A 16,566-nucleotide genomic window follows, 5' to 3' on the forward strand; every position below is an offset into this window, starting at 1 on the left:
CGATCCCTTACTTCGCAGCCAGCTCGGCGGCCCGCTTGGCGGCGCCGTCCATCGTGTCGACCCGCTCGAGTCCGGGCAGGTTCGCCTCGTCGAGGATCCGGCGGCCCTCCTCGGCGTTGTTGCCGTCCAGCCGGACGACCAGCGGCTTGTCGACGTGCTCGTTCCGGCTCGCCAGCAGCTCGAACGCCTGCACGATGCCGTTCGCGACCGCGTCACAGGCGGTGATCCCGCCGAACACGTTGACGAAGACGCTCTCCACCTGCGCGTCGGAGATGATGATCTCCAGCCCGTTGGCCATCACCTCGGCCGAGGCGCCACCACCGATGTCGAGGAAGTTGGCGGGCTTGACCCCACCGAACTCCTCACCGGCGTACGCGACCACGTCGAGCGTGGACATGACCAGGCCCGCACCGTTGCCGATGATGCCGACGGAACCGTCGAGCTTCACGTAGTTCAGGCCCTTGGCCTTGGCCGCGGCCTCCAGCGGGTCCTCGGCGGAGGTGTCGGCGAACGCCGCGTGCTCCGGGTGCCGGAAGTCGGCGTTCTCGTCCAGGCTGACCTTGCCGTCCAGCGCCTCGACGTTGCCGTCCTTGAGCTTGACCAGCGGGTTCACCTCGACCAGGGTCGCGTCCTCGGACAGGAAGACCTGGTAGAGCTTGACGATCTCCGGGGCGACGGCGTCGATCACGTCGGCCGGGTAGCCGGCCTGGGTGGCGATCTCGCGGGCCTTGGCCTCGTCGACACCGGTGGCCGGGTCGATCGAGATCTTGGCGACCGCGTCCGGGTTCGTGTGCGCGACCTCCTCGATCTCCATCCCGCCGGCGGCGGAGGCGATGCAGAGGTAGTTGCGGTTGGCCCGGTCGATCAGGAAGGAGAAGTAGTACTCCTCCGCGATCGCCGCGGCCGGGACGATGTTGAGGGTCTTGACGATGTGGCCCTTGATGTCCAGGCCCAGGATCTCGCGAGCCCGTTCCTCGGCCTCGTCGGGGCTGGTGGCCAGCTTGACGCCGCCGGCCTTGCCGCGACCGCCGGTCAGCACCTGGGCCTTGACGACCACGGTGCCACCGATCTTCTCGGCGGCCGCGCGAGCTTCCTCGGGCGTGTGGACGACTTCACCCACCGTCGTCCGTACACCGTGCTTGGCGAAGACAGTCTTCGCCTGGTACTCCATCAGATCCACGACTGTGGTCCCTCTCTCGCCTGTTCGAGTTAGGCCGCGGCAGGCTGCGGTGCGGAGAGGCACGGTCGCCGGCGCGTTCCGTCGGGCTGAGACTAGCCACCTCCGTACCTGCTGCGACAGTCGGGGTACGCGCTGAGACGACCGTCACAGGATCTTGGCTCCCCCGTGAAAGGCTGGAACGCATGACTGAAGGATCAACCAGACCAGCTGACGAGTGGTGGCGTAGCGCCGTCGTGTACCAGGTCTATCCGCGGTCGTTCGCGGACGCGGACGGTGACGGTACCGGCGACGTGAACGGTATCCGGGCCCGGCTGCCCTACCTGGCCGAGCTCGGCATCGACGCCCTCTGGATCAGCCCGTGGTACCCGTCACCGCTGCTCGACGGCGGGTACGACGTGTCCGACTATCGCGACATCAATCCGGAGTTCGGCACCCTGGCCGACGCCGACGCGCTGATCGCCGAGGCGCACGCGCTCGGCCTGCGGATCCTGATCGACCTGGTGCCGAACCACTGCTCCTGGGAGCACCCGTGGTTCAAGGCGGCACTCGAGGCCGGCAAGGGCTCTCCCGAGCGGGACCTGTTCTGGTTCCGCGACGGCAAGGACGGTGGGCTGCCGCCGACGAACTGGCCGGCCGCCTTCGGTGGTGGCGCCTGGCAGCAGATCGAGGACGGCCAGTGGTACCTGCACATGTTCGACATCTCCCAGCCCGACTGGAACTGGGACCACCCGAAGGTGATCGAGGAGTTCGACTCGATCCTGCGGTTCTGGTTCGACCGGGGCATCGACGGCTTCCGGATCGACGTGGCCGACTCGATGGCGAAGGACGCGTCGCTCCCCGACGTACCGCTGCACGAGGGTGAGCCGACCAGGGACAAGTACGTCGGCAACCCGTTCTACGACCAGCCCGGTGTGCACGACATCCACCAGCGCTGGCGGGCGGTCGCCGACGAGTACGCCGACACCCCGCAGGGCCCGCGAGTCTTCGTGGCCGAGGCCTGGCTCTCCCCGGCCGAGCGGCTGGCGCAGTACGTCCGGCCGAACGAGCTGCACTCCGCGTTCAACTTCGACGTACTGCGGGCGCCGTGGAGCGCGAAGGAGTTGCGGCAGGTCATCGACTACACCACCGAGAGCCTGTGGGCCGTCGGTGCGCCCGCGACCTGGGTGCTGAGCAACCACGACACCATCAGGCACCGCACTCGGTACGGCCGGGATCAGCGGGACGCGCTGCAGGGTGCGGGCGTAGTACCGGTTGATCTGGCGTTGGGGCTTCGCCGGGCCAGGGCGGCTGCTCTGCTGGAGCTGGCGTTGCCTGGTGGCGCGTACATCTACCAGGGTGACGAGCTGGGGCTGCCGGAGGTTGAGGACCTGCCGGACGAGGTCCTGGACGACCCGACGTGGGAGCGGTCGGGCCACACGGTGCGCGGGCGCGACGGTTGCCGGGTACCGATTCCGTGGAGTGGCTTCGAGCCGCCGTACGGGTTCAACAGTGGTGACAGCCAGCCATGGTTGCCGCAGCCGGCCGACTGGGCGCCACTGACGGCAGAGGCGCAGGCCACTGAGCCCAAGAGCCACCTGGCGCTCTACAAGGCGGCCCTGCGCATCCGCCGCGAGCACGAGGCCCTCGGCGAAGGCCGCCTCGTTTGGGACCAGGATGCTCCGGAGGGGGTCCTCTCCTTCAGCCGGGACCCGGGCTTCCGCTGCGTGGTCAACCTGGGCGACGAGCCCATCGACCTACCGGAGTACACCGCAGTACTGCTCTCCAGCGAGCCACTCCCCGATAACAAGCTCCCAGTGGACACCACCGTCTGGCTGCAGGTCTGAGGCAACGCCGAGGGGCCGGGCCCTTGCGGGTCCGGCCCCTCGGTCTCAGTTACCGTCAGCGCTTGTCGCGATCCCGCCGGTCCTGCTCCTCACGGTCCCGACGATCCTGCTCCTCACGGATCCGTCGGTCCTGCTCCTCGCGGCGGTCACGGTCTTCCTGATCGCGCCTGTTCCGATTATCTCCATAGCTCACTTCACACCTCCAGCGGCTAGGTCTTCGACCATACGCCGGTTTCGGGCCCTTACTTCACGCCGCCCGCGGTCAGACCGGCGACGATCCGCCGCTGGAAGATCAGTACTGCGATCACCAGCGGGATGGTGACGATCACGCCGGCGGCCATGATGCTGCCGAACGGTTGGTCCCGTCCGGTGGTGCCGGTGAACTGTGAGATGACCACGTTCGCGGTCTGGATCTCCTTCTTGTTGATCATCGCCAGCGCGATCAGGAACTCGTTCCAGGCCGCGATGAAGGTGATGATCGCCGTGGTGAACACGCCGGGCGCGGCCAGCGGAAGGATGACCTTCCGGAAGGCCTGGGCCGGTGTGCACCCGTCCACCATGGCGGCCTGCTCGAGTTCTCGCGGCATCTGCCGGAAGAACGCGGTCAGGGTCCAGATCGCCAGTGGCAGCGCGAACGACAGGCTGGGCACGATCATCGCCTGGTAGGTGTTGATCCACTTGATGTCGATGAACAGCTTGAGCAGCGGGATCACCAGCGAGATGCCGGGGAACATCGACGTGGTGATGATGATGCCCAGCACGATGTTCTTGCCCCGGAACTCCAGCCTGGCCAGGGTGTAGGCGGCGATCAGGCCGATGACCAGGGTCAGGATCGTCACCGAACCGGCCACGATCAGGCTGTTCAGCAGGCTGCGACCGAACCCGTTCACCGGCGAGAACGCGTCCTTGATGTTCTGGATCGACCAGGTGCTCGGGATGATGTTGTTCTCGAACTGGTCGGCCGGCCGGCGCAGCGCCGAGACCACCATCCAGTAGAACGGTGCGAGGCAGTAGAGCACGATCAGCGCGACGCCGATCAGTGGTGCGTACCTGCGCAGCGGGCTGGCCTCCGCGGCCTTGATCTTGGCAGGATTTGCGGTTGCCATCAGACTCCACTCCCCGGTCCGCTCGTGCCGCCGGCGGGCGACGCCGCGACCCGGGCGGCAGCGGCTTCGGTCCTTCTCTTCTTCCGGGCGCTCGGGACCTTCGCCCGGGCGTCACCGATCACGTCCGCCCCGAGCAGCTTCACGAACATGAAAGCCACCACCGCGACGTAGATGAACAGAATCGTGGCGTACGCCGCGGCTGCGCCGTACCTCGTCTCGCGTGCTTCGAGATAGGCCAGGATCGACAACGTCTGCACCGAGCCCTTGGTCGGCCCGACGAGAACGAACGGCAGGTCGAACATCCGCAGCGTGTCGAGCAGCCGGAACAAGATGGCGACCAGCAAGGCCGGCTTCACCAACGGCAGCGTGATCCTGATGAACTGCTGCCAAGGACTGGCGCCGTCGACCTTGGCCGCCTCGTAGACGTCGGCCGGAATCGTCTGCAGGCCCGCCAGTACCAGCAGTCCGATGAACGGAGCGGTCTTCCAGGTATCGGCGATGATCACCGACAACACTGCCTGCCAGCCTTCGGTGGACCAGAGGATCTGGGTGCCCAGCACGGCGTTGGCGACACCGTCGGACGAGAAGATCCAGCGCCACAGCAGCGCCGACACCACGGTCGGGATCGCCCAGGGAACCAGGATGCTGGCCCGGACCACGGCCCGGCCGAAGAACGCCTTGTGCATGATGAGGGCCATCACGACGCCGAGAACGGTCTCGATGATCACACACGTGATGGTGAAGAACGTCGTGTTGTAGAAGGCGTTCCAGAACCGGTCGGCGGTCTCGCCGGAGAAGATGGCGGTGTAGTTCTCCAGGCCGACGAACTTGTTGCCCTCCTCGACGAACCCGGTCTCCGGGTCCACGCCGCCTTCGGTGAAGAGCGACTCACGCAGCGCGCTGATGATCGGGTAGACGACCACCAGTGCCAGCACGATCAGGGTCGGCGACAGCAGCACCGCCGCCAGCCTGCCAGTACCCTCGTTGAAGCGGGTTTTCTTGCCTGACTCGGGTTCTTTGACCGGCCCGTCCAGGACCGGCGTAGTTGCAGTCACCTCTGCCTCCTTCTGCCTGCCGGGGCGACCCCGGCAACGACAGGCCGGGGCCGGCGAAAGCTGCTCGCCGGCCCCGTACCCGAGCTGGTCACTGAGTGATGAGCGAACTCAGCTTGGTCTGCAGGTCGGTGATGGCCTGCTGCGGTGGCTTCTTCCCGGTCAGGGCGGCGTACGCCGCTTCCTGGATCGCGGTGGTGACATCGCCGTACTTGACCACCTGCGGCCGGGAGCGGGCACCCTCGATCGAGGCCTTCAACGGGGCCAGGTAGGGGAACTTCTTCTGCAGCGCGGGGTCGTCGTACAACGCCGCGTTGCTCGGTGCCTGCGAGGTCTTCTCGACATTCGCCCGCTGGCGTTCCTCGCTGGCCATGAAGTTGATGAAGTCGACCGCGGTCGCCTTGTTCTTGGCGAAGTTGCTGATCGCGTAGTTGTGACCGCCCAGCGTCGAGACGCCTGGACCGCTCATGCCCGGCAGCGGCGCGACGGCGTACTTGCCGATGATCTTCGAGCCCGGCTCGGCGGCCTTGGCGTACACGTAGGGCCAGTTCCGGTGGAAGATCAGCTTGCTCTCCTGGAAGGCACGGCGACCCTCCTCTTCCTTGTAGGTGATGGCGGCCGCGGGGATCACGCCCTGCTTGAAGCCGTTCACCAGGAACTCGAGTCCCTTCACCGCCTCCGGCGAGTCGACGGCCGGCTTGCCGGACTCGTCGATCACCTTGCCGCCGGCGGAGTCGATGGCCTCGGAGAAGTTCACCGTGAGGCCTTCGTACTTCTCGAACTGACCGGCGTAGCAGCCCATGCCCTTGGCCTCCGGCAGCGCCTGGACCTTCTGGCACGCGGCCGTCATCTCGGTCCAGGTCTTCGGCGCCTGGACGCCGGCCTTCTGCAGGAGATCACTGCGGTAGTAGAGAAGTCCGCCGTCGGACGTGATCGGTACGCCGTACAGCTTGTCGCGGTACTTGGCGGTCTCGATGGTCGCCGGAATCATCTTCGACAGGTCCGGGAACTTGTCCTGCGGCAACTCGGCGACCCAGCGGTTCGCCGCGAACTCCGCGGTCCAGACCACATCCAGGTTGAGAACGCTGAAGGCGTCGGACTTGTTCTGCGCGTTCTGGATCATCGACTCGCGCTGCTGATCCGCAGACTCGGGAAGCTCCCGAACCTCGACCTTCTCCTCCGGGTGCTGCGAGTTCCAGGCTGCGACCTGGTTCGCCAGGTTGCCGGAGGTGTCCTTGCCGGTGGCAAACGTAATCGGGCCGCGACCCTCGAGCGCCCCGGCGTCGCCCCCCTTGGCGTCGCCGCCGCTGCCGTCGTCCCCGCCACACGCGGAGGCGAGCAGCGCCAGGCTGCCGGCCACGGCCACGAAGGCCGTCTTGCGCGTGTGTGATCGTTCAAACCTCATCGTGTTACCTGCCCTCTCCCGATGGGATGTCTTGGTCCTGCGTCGGCTGGTCCGCAGACCCCCACCTTGCTGCGAGCCGCCCTATCCGGACAGTAACCGAGATTCGGGCCGATGTGTCCTGAGCCACACATTTGGCCGATCTCAGCGTCGTGCACAGACAAACGCATGGCTGTATGCGACCGCGATTAGCCAGCGGGCACAACCAGGTGTTTCTTAACGATTCGGTATTACCGGCCAGTAACCGGCAATCGCGCGGCAGTCCGGGGTTGCGGGAGGCAACAAACCGGGTGGATCAGGCCGTGGCGGAGGCGTCGCCGACGTGCCCGCGGACCCACTCGACGATCTCGGTGGTGGTCGCGCCGGGGGTGAAGATCTTGTGCACGCCGAGCTCGGCCAGCGGCTCCAGGTCGGCCTCGGGGATGATCCCGCCGCCGAACACCACGATGTCGTCGGCGTCCCGCTCGGTGAGCAGCTCGCGGACCTTCTTGAACAGCGTCATGTGCGCGCCGGACAGCACCGACAGGCCGATCGCGTCCGCGTCCTCGGCGATCGCCGTCTCGACGATCTGCTCCGGAGTCTGGTGCAGGCCGGTGTAGATGACCTCCATCCCGGCGTCCCGCAGGGCCCGGGCGACCACCTTCGCGCCACGGTCGTGGCCGTCCAGTCCAGGCTTGGCGACTACTACTCGAAGTGGGCTCGTGGCAGACATAAGCAGAAGCTACCTCACGGATCAGACACGGCGGTGTGTGTTCCCGGCCACGCCAAGTGGGAACCGGTTACCGTGAGAAGAGATCAGACCACTGCCGCGTGCGGTCCGGTCGAGAGTGTGAGGAGACGCGATGAGCGCCGACGGCATCTGGGGAGCTCTCGAGGGACTCAAGTACGGCGCCCGCTCGGCACTGTCGCCGCGGGTACTGCAAGGTGCCGCCGTCGAGCTCGGCTGGATCACCACCCACCTGGCGATGTACCCGCTGGGCCTGGTCGGCGGCTCCGCGGCCCGCGCCGAGCGGCTCAACCTGAGCGGCCTGACCCCGGCCCAGCGCAGTCTCGTGGTCAGCAACGTCCAGGCGGCCGGTACGCCGATCCTGCTCGCGCACGGGATCATCGACAACCACACGATCTTCGCCCTGATGCGCCGCCAGCTGCTGCGCCGGGGCTTCACCCGGATCCAGACCTTCTCGTACTCACCCTTGACGCTCGACGTCCGGAGTACGGCCGAGCGGATGGCCGCCGAGGTCGAGCGGCTCTGCGAGGAGTCGGGCTCGGAGCAGATCCACATCGTCGGCCACAGCCTGGGCGGCCTGATCGCCCGGTACTACGTCCAGCGGCTCGGCGGAGCCGAACGCGTGCACACCTGCGTGACGCTCGGGACCCCGCACCAGGGCACGGTCGCCGCGCGGCTCCTGCCGTGGCCGCTGGTGAAGCAGCTCCGGCCGGACAGTGACCTGATGGAGGAGCTGGCCGAGCCGGCTCCGGACTGCCCGACCCGGTTCGTCGCGTTCTACAGCGACGTCGACCAGCTGATCGTGCCGCAGCGCCGGGCCCGGATCCGGCACCCCGACCTGATCACCCACAACATCCGGATCGACGGGGTGGGACACCTGTCGCTGCCGTTCCATGGAGACGTCGTCCACCAGATCACCGGCATGCTGTCGCACCTCGATGAGCAGGACACAGTTGCGTGAAAGTTCTTCCTGACATGGAAGCCATCTGAGCGCTCGGGCCGATGCACGTGCAGCCGCGCATGCAAAGGTTTCGTGAAGCCGGGGCCAAAAAAGGGGTGGCGGGGTTTGTGGGCTCGTTGCGGTTCCGTTATGGTGCATGAGCCCGCCGGGGGAATAAACCCGGCGAGTGGACAGTGCCCCTCCCCTGTGACCGAAAGGCCACGTTGTGTCCCAGCACCGTGCCGCGGCCAGCCGCGTCACGCCAGGCAACGCTGCGCGCAAGACCGGCGCAGGACGTCACAGTGCCAAGCATCGTGTTGCCAGGCGTAATACCCCGAGCAGTACCCAGGTAGTCGGATTGACAGCAGCCCTCGCGGCAGCAGCAGGAGCAGTGGGCTTCAGCCACAGCTCCCTGGCCTCTCCGACCCAGGCGAACTCCGCGGTCAACCTCGCTGCCCTCAGCATGGGCGACGGCCAACTGTCCGAACTGACGACGCTGCGGATCGAGCGCCGCAACCTGGCCACCCGGGACTCCTCCCGGGTCGCGCTCACCAGCGTCGAGAAGACCAAGAAGCAGGCCTCGGCCGACCGGACCGGCAAGGCCCGGGCCGCCAAGCTCGAGGCCACCCTCGCACTGACCGCCAAGCGGGCCGCCGCGCTGGCCAAGGCCAAGGCCCAGATCGACCAGGCCCAGAAGAACGCCCGGGAGTCGGCCACCCGCTGCGAGATGGTGATCTCGAACTACCGGATCACCGCCACCTTCGGTCAGGGCGGCGGCCGCTGGGCCCGCAACCACACCGGCACCGACTTCGCCGCCCCGATCGGCACCCCGATCCGCAGCGTGATGAAGGGCGAAGTGGTCAGCGCCGAGTTCGCCGGCCCCTACGGCCGGCAGGTCCGGATCCGGCACGAGAACGGCACCGAGACCTGGTACAACCACATGTCGAAGTTCAGCGTCTCGGTCGGCGAGACCGTGTACGCCGGCGACCAGGTCGGCGCGGTCGGCATGACCGGCAACACCACCGGCCCCCACCTGCACTTCGAGGTCCGCCCCGGCGGCGGCGAGCCGATCAACCCGATCCCGTGGCTCCGCAACCACTGCGGCCTCAACCCCTGAATCCACTCCGACAAGGCTTGGCCCACCGAAGTACCGCAGTACTAGTCTGCGGCCATGCGCCCGGGCCCTCGTGCGCCCGACTACTGGTTCCCCCGCCAACGCCCTCGGGCGATGGCCTGGTTGAGCCCCAAAACCTCCGACGACGACCGCGCCCACATCATCGGCGACGGCTGCGTAACGCGGTCGGCTAGTTAGCGGCGCCAGACCTCGGCGGTGGTGAGGAAGGCCGAGGAGCCGGGGCGGTCGGCCGAGCCGTCGACCTGGACGAAGCCGGGGACGGAGGCGCCGCCGATCGAGACGGTGGCCGAGCGGACCGGGGCGATCACCAGGCTGAGGCTGTGGGTACCCTCGGCGAGCTGGAAGTTGTCGGTGGCGAACAGCCGCCGGTCGAGTACGCCGCCCATCTCGATCTGGATGTCGGCGGCCTTGGCGCTCAGCCCGTCGGCGAGGTTCATCGAGACCTGGACCAGATCGCGCTCGACGGCAGGCTCATGCCAGGGCAGTCCCTGGACCTCCAGGAACGAGCGGACGAAGTACCGCTCCAGCCAGGACGCGAGATCGACGTCTTCCGAGACCACCCGGACGATCCCGTCGAACCAGAGCACGACCGCCGTCCCGGCGCCGCAGATCGACCAGTCGACCATCCAGATCGACGCGAACGCGGTGACCTTGCCGTCCTTGTCGAACAACCGCAGCCCAGGGTTGGCTCCCGCCAGGATGATCCGGCGGTGACTGCTGTCTGCTGGCTTGGGCATGGGCTGGACCTTCGTCCGAGGAGGGCCGAAACACCGATTGTGGCAGGCAGACGGCCGATCAGCACGTCGTGGGGCTAAATCTTCTCCACCGGTGCGTAGCGCAGGAGCAGGCGCTTGACGCCCTCGGAGCCGAAGTCGATGTCCGCCTGGGCCTGCTGGCCCTCGCCGCGGACCACCACGACGGTGCCCATCCCGAAGCTGTCGTGCACCACCCGGTCGCCCGGGTTGAGGCTGATGACGGGCTTGTCGGACGCCGTACGCCGGGCCGGCTCCCACCGCGACTGGACTCCGCTCGCCCCGCGGGACGACGTACCGGTCCCCGACCAGCGGGTGATCGCGGACTCGTCGCGGCGCCAGTCCAGCAGCTCGGCCGGGATCTCCTCGAGGAACCTGGACGGCGGGTTGTGCTGCGGGGCGCCGTACGCGCTGCGTACTGCGGCACGCGAGATCGCCAGCCGTTGCCGGGCGCGAGTGATGCCGACGTAGGCCAGCCGGCGCTCTTCCTCCAGCTCCTTGAGGTCGGTCAGCGACCGGGAGTGCGGGAAGACGCCGTCCTCCATGCCGGTCAGGAACACCACCGGGAACTCCAGGCCCTTGGCGGTGTGCAGGGTCATCAGCGTGACCACCCCACCGTCGTCGGCGGCGTCCGGGATCTGGTCGGCGTCAGCCACCAGGGCCACTCGCTCGAGGAAGGCCTGCAGGTCGGACGGCTCGGCAGCCGCGGTGCGCTCCTCGACGAACTCGCGGGCCACCGAGATGAACTCGTCCAGGTTCTCCAGGCGGGTCTCGTCCTGCGGGTCGGGCGACTTCTGCAGCTCCTCGTAGTACCCGGAGCGGTGCAGGGCGACGTCCAGGATGTCGTCCGGCGGGGCGCCGGAGTCGACCATCGCGGTCAGCTCGTCGAGGATGTCGACGAAGCCCTGGACCGCGTTGACGCTGCGGCTGGCCATCGCCGGGGCGTCGTGAGCGCGCCGGAGCGCCGCGGAGAAGGTGATCCGGTCGCGCAACGCGAGCGCCTCGATGGCGGCCTCGGCCCGCTCGCCGATCCCGCGCTTGGGCACGTTGAGGATCCGCCGCAGCGAGACGGTGTCCTCCGGGTTGGTCAGCACCCGCAGGTACGCGAGCGCGTCGCGGACCTCCTTGCGCTCGTAGAACCGGACGCCGCCGACCACCTTGTACGGATGGCCGGTGCGGATGAAGACCTCCTCGAACACCCGCGACTGCGCGTTGGTCCGGTAGAACACCGCGACGTCGGACGGCTTGACCCCGTCGGCGTCGGTCAGCCGGTCGATCTCGTCCGCGACGAACTGCGCCTCGTCGTGCTCGTTGTCCGCGACGTAGACCGCGATCTGCTCTCCCGCGCCCTGGTCGGACCACAGGTTCTTCGCCATCCGGCCTTCGTTGCGGCTGATCACCGCGTTGGCCGCGGTCAGGATCGTCTGGGTGGAGCGGTAGTTCTGCTCCAGCAGGATCGTCTCGGCGCCGGCGAAGTCCTCCTCGAAGGCGAGGATGTTGCGGATCGTCGCGCCCCGGAAGGCGTAGATCGACTGGTCGGAGTCGCCGACCACCATCAGCTCGCCGGGCGGGCTGACCGGGCCGTCGTTGGGCCCCGGCTCGAGCTCCGCGCAGAGCTCACGGATCAACGTGTACTGCGCGTGGTTGGTGTCCTGGTACTCGTCGACCAGTACGTGCCGGAACCGGCGCCGGTAGTACTCGCGGACCTCCGGGAACGCCTGCAACAGGTTGACCGTGGTCATCAGCAGGTCGTCGAAGTCCAGCGCGTTGGCCTGGGCCAGCCGCTCCTGGTAGATCCGGTAGCACTCGGCGTACGTCTCCTCCAGGTGGTTGGAGGTCTTCGACGCGGCTGTCTCGTGGTCGATCAGCTCGTTCTTCTGGGTGCTGATCCAGTTCAGCACCGCGCGCGGGTTGTACCGCTTGACGTCCAGGTCGAGCTCGCGGCAGACCAGCGTCATCAGCCGGCGCGAGTCGGTGTCGTCGTAGATCGAGAACGTCGAGCTGATCCCGAACCGCTTGATGTCGCGGCGCAGGATCCGCACGCAGGAGGAGTGGAAGGTCGAGACCCACATCAGCTTCGCCCGCGGGCCGACCAGCTCGACCACCCGCTCGCGCATCTCGGCGGCCGCCTTGTTGGTGAAGGTGATCGCCAGGATCGACCCGGGATGCGCGTCCCGGGCGGCCAGCAGGTAGGCGATCCGGCGGGTCAGCACCCGGGTCTTGCCCGACCCGGCACCGGCCACCACCAGCAGCGGCTTGCCGGCGTGCACGACAGCAGCCCGCTGCTGAGGGTTCAGCCCCTCGAGCAGTGCCTCCGGGTCGGCCCGATGCCTCTTGGGCTCCTCGAGCGGCACCGGCAGTTCGTCTGGAGAAAAGAGCGTGGTCATCGCTCACCACCTTAGACACCCGCACCGACAAACACCGTATGCGGCAAGTCCGGCCCCGATCCGCCCAAGTGCCGGCGCGGGGGAACCGTTTCCCTCGACCGGGGGTCTGAGGTGGGAGTCACCTGGAGTGTCCGCCCGATAGAGGAGTGTTGCCATGGATTGGTCGAATCAGGTTCGGTTGAGTCGCCGCGGTGTGTTCCGGGCCGGGGCCGCGGTGGGGGTGGGAGCCCTCGGGAGCGGAGTACTGGCTGCTGGGACGGCGAGTGCGGCCTTGCCTGCGTCGCCGCGGTTCGATCTCGGCGCGACGCCGAAACATCTGTTCGGGCCCAAGCTGCTGAACGAGTCGCACCACAGCATGCAGGGCTTCACCTTCGACGACGTGAACCGGCGGCTGTTCATCGTGCAGGGCGAGAACGGCGGGACTGGCGCCGACCTGGTGATCAACCGGGTCTCGGCCAGTGGTTCGGTGCTCGGCTGGATGGCGATCCGGGGTGCCGGGCACGGCGTGTCCATCGCCGCCGAAGCGGTCGGTTCGACCACCTACATCTGGGTGGAGTGCGATGCCGACGAGAACACCAACGACGGCCGCGGCACCGCGCTGGCCAGGGTGCAGTTCAAGCACGGCCTGGTGCGGAAGTCGATCGCGAGCACCGCGAAGTTCTTCCGGGGCAGCAACACGATCACGGCCGCCGTCGACCCGGTCAACAAACGGCTGATGGTGCGGCGCAAGGAGAACGGCAGCTTCTACCTCAGCGTCTGGCCGCTCGCGACCGCGCGGTACGGCCGGGCGTCGGATCGCCTGGTCCACGTGCGGCAGCCGAGCGTCGCCGAGACTTTCCAGGGCTACACCTTCTACGGCAAGTACGCCTACCTGTACTACGGCACCGGCCAGACCAACCCCGACAACATCAACTCGACCATCCGGTGCCTGGACCTGAACACCGGCAAGTTCGTCGGGTCGCCGGCGGTGACCCGGGCCGGGTCGTCCCTGGTGTACCGCGAGCCCGAGGGCATCGCCGTGCATCGGATGGACTCCGGCAGGATGGGACTGTTCTACGGCTTCGCGTCCCGTCCCAGCGGTGGCGGCGCCAACCGCTACGCCAACCTGTACTACAAGCTGCTCTGAGCCTCGGGCGGCAGCTAGTCGGCTGAGAGCAGACCTGCTGTCGGCAGAAAAGCTGGGGTGGGCGGGGTCCGGGTGGTCATGGTGGGTTCATGGCGGACGAGATGAAACCTCCCATGTTCAACGAGCAGACCCGGCAGGCCTTGTTCCGGCAGCGGATCCTGGTGCTGGACGGGCAACTGACCGACGACAACGGCACCTTGCTCACCACCCAGCTCCTCACCCTGGCGGCCGAGGACCCGACCACCGACATCGCGCTGTGGATCCACTCGATCGGCGGCTCGGTGCCCTCGATGCTGGCGATCCGGGACGTCATGCGGCTGGTGCCGTGTGACGTCTCGACGCTGGCGCTCGGGCTGGCCTGCAGCGCCGGCCAGTTCCTGCTGTCGGCCGGTACGCCGGGCAAGCGCTTCGCGCTCCGGCACGCGCGGGTCCTGATGCACCAGGGGTCGGCCGGGATCGGCGGGTCGGCGGTGGAGATCGAGATCCAGGCGAACGACCTGCGGCACATCCGGGACACCGTGCTCGGCCTGATCGCCGAGGACACCGGCCAGCCGGTCGCGACGGTCTTCGACGACTCGTTGCACGACCGCTGGTACACGGCCGAGGAGGCCCGCACCTACGGCTTCGTCGACCACATCGTCGAGACCTTCGACCAGGTGATGCCCCGGCAACCCGCGCAGGCAGGAGCGACAGCATGAGCAGCTACATGATTCCCAACGTGATCAGCCCGCACCCTCGGGGCGAGCGGATCATGGACGTCTACTCGCACCTCCTGACCGAGCGCATCATCTACCTCGGTACTGCGATCGATGCAGGTGTGGCGAACGCCATGATCGCCCAGCTGCTGCACCTGGAGGCGAGCGCGCCCGACCAGGAGATCAGCCTCTACATCAACTGTGAGGGTGGCGATCCGACCGCGATGCTGGCGATCTACGACACGATGCAGTACGTCCGCTCGCCGATCGCCACGCTCTGCGTCGGCCAGGCGATCGCCGGGGGCGCGGTCCTGCTCGCCGCCGGAGCACCCGGTGCGCGGGCGGTCCTTCCGCACTCCCGCGTCGTCCTGCACCAGCCGGCCGCGCGCGGTCAGGGCACCATCCCCGACCTGATCCTGCAGGCCGACGAACTGGTCCGCGTCCGCAGCCAGCAGGAGGCGATCCTGGCCGCCCACACCGGCCAGACGATCGAGCGCCTGCGGCACGACACGGATCGCGACCATGTCCTCACCGCGCAGGCGGCGGTCGACTACGGGATCGCCGACGCCATGATCGACCACCGCACGGTGGTCAGCCCGTTCCGGGAGGCACCGGCGTTGAGCGCCTGAACTCGACGGGGCACTAGGGTCGCCTGCGTGACCGTACCTGCCGCGAATCCCCGTCCTGACAGCGAGATCGAGCGCGTGCTGGTCGTCGTCGCCCACCCGGACGACGTCGACTTCGGCGGCGCGGGCACGGTCGCGCTGTGGACCAGGGCGGGGATCGAGGTCAGCTACTGCATCGTGACCGACGGCCAGGCCGGCGGGTTCGAACCCGATCGCGACCGGGCCGACATGGCCGCGGTACGCCGCGCCGAACAGACCGCGGCGGCCGCGCTCGTCGGCGTACAGGAGCTGCATTTCCTCGGGTACGAGGACGGGTACCTCGAGCCGACGCGGGAGCTGGTCGCGGACATCGCGCGGGTGATCCGGAAGGTGCGGCCGCAGCGGTTGGTCGGGCAGTCGCCGGAGCGCAACTGGCGGCGGCTGCGCACGTCGCATCCGGACCACCTGGCCGCGGCCGAGGCGACCGTCCGCGCGTTCTTCCCGGCCGCGGGCAACCCGTACGCCTTTCCGGAGATCGAGGAGGAGGCGTGGCAGGTCGGCGAACTGTGGATGATGGAACACCCCGAGCTCAACCACTACGTCGACATCACCGACACGTACGACGCGAAGATCGCGGCAGTGATGTCGCACACAAGCCAGCACCCCGACCCCGAGGGCCTGCCGAAGATGCTCCACACCTGGTTCCAGGAGAACGCCACCAACGCGGGCTTCCCCGCCGGCCACTACGCCGAACCCTTCACCGTCATCCGCCTGGACACCTGAGGAAAAATACTGTTGCCATCGGCAGCTAAGGTCCCGGCATGACGATCTTTTACGAAGTGACCGGCGACGGGCCGGCCGTAGTACTGGTGCATGCCGGAGTCTGTGACTCGCGGATGTGGGCGCGCCAGGTCGAGGACCTGCGGACCGACCACCGGGTGATCACGCTCGACCGGCGTGGGTACGGCAAGACCCCGCTGGAGGCGGGGGCGAAGTACGCCGATGCGGCGGATGTGCTCGAGGTGCTCGACGAGCTCGGGGTGGAGACGACGAAGGTGGTTGCCGCGTCGTTCGGCGCCTATGTGGCGCTGCAGGCGGCCAGCAAGCAGCCGGAGCGGTTCAGCCGGCTCGTGCTGATGTCGCCGCCGGCCGACAACGTGATGCCGACCGACGACCTCCGCGCGTTCGGCGCCGAGGAGGACCGGCTGCTGGAAGCCGGCGACGTCGACGGCGCCACCGATCTCAACGTGCAGGCGTGGGTCGGGCCGGAGGCGGATGATGACGCCCGTGAGCTGGTCCGGGTGATGCAGAAGCGCGCCTTCGAGGTTCAGCTGGCCGCGGGCGACGTGGAGAACGAGGAGTGGGAGGTCGGCGGCCTCACCGCGCCGATCACGCTGTTCACCGGCGCCCACGAGTTCAAGTTCTTCGCCGACTGCGCGAAGCACCTGACCGAGATCCTCCCGAACGTCGACCACACCGAACTCCCCTGGGCCGGCCACCTCCCGTCCCTCGAACGCCCGGACGAGATGACCACACTGATCCGCGCAGCCCTCACCCCAACCGACTGACCCCGACCGGGCCGACAGGCCAAGGACGGCTGACCAAATGCGAACAGCGTGCCTCGAGGGGCACGCTG

The 16,566-nt window shown here is 68.0% G+C and carries 16 protein-coding genes; 9 read left to right on the plus strand and 7 right to left on the minus strand.

The window, feature by feature from the left end; translation table 11 throughout:
• Nucleotides 1–7: 7 nt before the first annotated feature.
• Nucleotides 8–1,180 (minus strand): ADP-forming succinate--CoA ligase subunit beta, encoded by a 1,173-nt coding sequence (gene sucC, locus AB0F51_RS26125; RefSeq protein ID WP_360284214.1) that lies wholly within the window; start codon nucleotides 1,178–1,180, stop codon nucleotides 8–10.
• Nucleotides 1,181–1,362: 182 nt separating this feature from the next.
• Between sucC and AB0F51_RS26130 the strand changes: the two genes are divergently transcribed.
• A complete protein-coding gene (locus tag AB0F51_RS26130) occupies nucleotides 1,363–3,003 on the plus strand; it encodes a glycoside hydrolase family 13 protein (RefSeq protein ID WP_360284215.1) in 1,641 nt (546 codons plus the stop codon).
• A 242-nt stretch (nucleotides 3,004–3,245) separates the two neighbouring features.
• Here the strand turns inward: AB0F51_RS26130 and AB0F51_RS26135 are convergent, their stop codons facing one another.
• From AB0F51_RS26135 to AB0F51_RS26150, 4 genes are all read right to left on the minus strand, one after another.
• Nucleotides 3,246–3,992: a carbohydrate ABC transporter permease gene (locus AB0F51_RS26135; RefSeq protein WP_360284456.1), complete on the minus strand. Its 747-nt coding sequence runs from the start codon at nucleotides 3,990–3,992 to the stop codon at nucleotides 3,246–3,248.
• Between the two features lie 116 nt (nucleotides 3,993–4,108).
• Entirely contained in the window at nucleotides 4,109–5,077 is a 969-nt protein-coding gene (locus AB0F51_RS26140; RefSeq protein WP_360284457.1) for a sugar ABC transporter permease, read from the minus strand.
• A 175-nt stretch (nucleotides 5,078–5,252) separates the two neighbouring features.
• Nucleotides 5,253–6,566, minus strand: a complete 1,314-nt coding sequence (locus AB0F51_RS26145; protein ID WP_360284216.1) for an ABC transporter substrate-binding protein — start codon at nucleotides 6,564–6,566, stop codon at nucleotides 5,253–5,255.
• Between the two features lie 292 nt (nucleotides 6,567–6,858).
• The gene (locus AB0F51_RS26150; protein ID WP_360284217.1) at nucleotides 6,859–7,275 is read right to left on the minus strand and encodes a cobalamin B12-binding domain-containing protein; all 417 of its coding nucleotides are present in this window, start codon (nucleotides 7,273–7,275) and stop codon (nucleotides 6,859–6,861) included.
• Between the two features lie 130 nt (nucleotides 7,276–7,405).
• Between AB0F51_RS26150 and AB0F51_RS26155 the strand changes: the two genes are divergently transcribed.
• The 3 genes from AB0F51_RS26155 to AB0F51_RS26165 all read left to right on the plus strand — a co-directional run bounded on the left by AB0F51_RS26155 (nucleotide 7,406) and on the right by AB0F51_RS26165 (nucleotide 9,542).
• Nucleotides 7,406–8,251: an alpha/beta fold hydrolase gene (locus AB0F51_RS26155; RefSeq protein ID WP_360284218.1), complete on the plus strand. Its 846-nt coding sequence runs from the start codon at nucleotides 7,406–7,408 to the stop codon at nucleotides 8,249–8,251.
• A 337-nt stretch (nucleotides 8,252–8,588) separates the two neighbouring features.
• Nucleotides 8,589–9,347 carry a M23 family metallopeptidase gene (locus tag AB0F51_RS26160; protein WP_360284219.1) on the plus strand — a complete coding sequence of 253 codons (759 nt, stop codon included), beginning with the start codon at nucleotides 8,589–8,591 and terminating at the stop codon, nucleotides 9,345–9,347.
• A gap of 54 nt (nucleotides 9,348–9,401) precedes the next feature.
• On the plus strand, nucleotides 9,402–9,542 hold the full coding sequence (locus AB0F51_RS26165; RefSeq protein ID WP_360284220.1) for a DUF6886 family protein: 141 nt from the start codon (nucleotides 9,402–9,404) through the stop codon (nucleotides 9,540–9,542).
• Here AB0F51_RS26165 and AB0F51_RS26170 read toward each other — a convergent pair.
• Nucleotides 9,539–10,102: a hypothetical protein gene (locus tag AB0F51_RS26170; RefSeq protein ID WP_360284221.1), complete on the minus strand. Its 564-nt coding sequence runs from the start codon at nucleotides 10,100–10,102 to the stop codon at nucleotides 9,539–9,541. The genes AB0F51_RS26165 and AB0F51_RS26170 overlap by 4 nt on opposite strands.
• 74 nt (nucleotides 10,103–10,176) lie before the next feature.
• Entirely contained in the window at nucleotides 10,177–12,504 is a 2,328-nt protein-coding gene (pcrA, locus tag AB0F51_RS26175; RefSeq protein WP_360284222.1) for a DNA helicase PcrA, read from the minus strand.
• 154 nt (nucleotides 12,505–12,658) lie between these two features.
• On the opposite strand from pcrA, the gene AB0F51_RS26180 reads away from it, so the two are divergent.
• The 5 genes from AB0F51_RS26180 (at nucleotide 12,659) to AB0F51_RS26200 (ending at nucleotide 16,498) form a co-directional block, all read left to right on the plus strand.
• Complete coding sequence (locus AB0F51_RS26180) at nucleotides 12,659–13,630, plus strand: hypothetical protein (protein ID WP_360284223.1); 972 nt, start codon at nucleotides 12,659–12,661, stop codon at nucleotides 13,628–13,630.
• Between the two features lie 89 nt (nucleotides 13,631–13,719).
• Nucleotides 13,720–14,328 carry an ATP-dependent Clp protease proteolytic subunit gene (locus AB0F51_RS26185; RefSeq protein WP_360284224.1) on the plus strand — a complete coding sequence of 203 codons (609 nt, stop codon included), beginning with the start codon at nucleotides 13,720–13,722 and terminating at the stop codon, nucleotides 14,326–14,328.
• Nucleotides 14,325–14,954 (plus strand): ATP-dependent Clp protease proteolytic subunit, encoded by a 630-nt coding sequence (locus AB0F51_RS26190; RefSeq protein ID WP_360284225.1) that lies wholly within the window; start codon nucleotides 14,325–14,327, stop codon nucleotides 14,952–14,954. The genes AB0F51_RS26185 and AB0F51_RS26190 overlap by 4 nt, the downstream gene beginning before the upstream one ends.
• A 27-nt stretch (nucleotides 14,955–14,981) precedes the next feature.
• On the plus strand, nucleotides 14,982–15,713 hold the full coding sequence (locus AB0F51_RS26195; RefSeq protein ID WP_360284226.1) for a PIG-L deacetylase family protein: 732 nt from the start codon (nucleotides 14,982–14,984) through the stop codon (nucleotides 15,711–15,713).
• A gap of 38 nt (nucleotides 15,714–15,751) precedes the next feature.
• Entirely contained in the window at nucleotides 15,752–16,498 is a 747-nt protein-coding gene (locus AB0F51_RS26200; protein ID WP_360284227.1) for an alpha/beta hydrolase, read from the plus strand.
• Nucleotides 16,499–16,566: the final 68 nt, after the last annotated feature.

The organism is Kribbella sp. NPDC023855, assembly GCF_040639475.1.
GTDB lineage: Bacteria > Actinomycetota > Actinomycetes > Propionibacteriales > Kribbellaceae > Kribbella.